This window comes from Bradyrhizobium sp. NBAIM08, assembly GCF_020193935.1.
GTDB classification, from domain to species: Bacteria; Pseudomonadota; Alphaproteobacteria; order Rhizobiales; family Xanthobacteraceae; genus Bradyrhizobium; species Bradyrhizobium yuanmingense.
Genome location: NZ_JADYVR010001358.1, coordinates 1 through 382, shown reverse-complemented (window position 1 = coordinate 382; position 382 = coordinate 1). Strand labels below are relative to the sequence as shown.

Annotated in this window: 1 protein-coding gene; it reads left to right on the top strand. The window is 72.3% G+C overall.

Annotated features, from left to right (window positions below):
• Positions 1-14 precede the first annotated feature (14 nt).
• The coding region (locus tag I6F37_RS44905) for a sigma 54-interacting transcriptional regulator (protein ID WP_368736850.1) at positions 15-382 on the top strand (368 nt) is incomplete at its 3' end.

Genomic DNA, 382 nt, shown 5'->3' with positions numbered 1-382 from the left:
ATCCGGACGAGATCGTGACCATCGTCAGCCGTGCGCTCGAGACCCGCGCGCTGCGCGCCGAGGTCGAGGCACTGCGCCGCCAGGTCGGCGGGGTCGCCACCCTCGTCGATCAGATGGGCACCAGCGACGTCGTCGCGCGGATCGCCGAACAGGTCCAGGTGGTCGCGGCGACCGACTTCACCGTGCTGGTCGCAGGCGAGACCGGCACCGGCAAGGAGCTGGTCGCGCGCGCGCTGCACCAGGGCAGCGCGCGCCGGTCGCATCCGTTCATCGCGCTCGACTGCGGCGCGATCCCCGAGGCGCTGCTCGAGTCGGAGCTGTTCGGTCACGAGAAGGGCGCCTTCACGGGCGCCGATCGCCGCACGCAGGGCCAGCTGAAGCT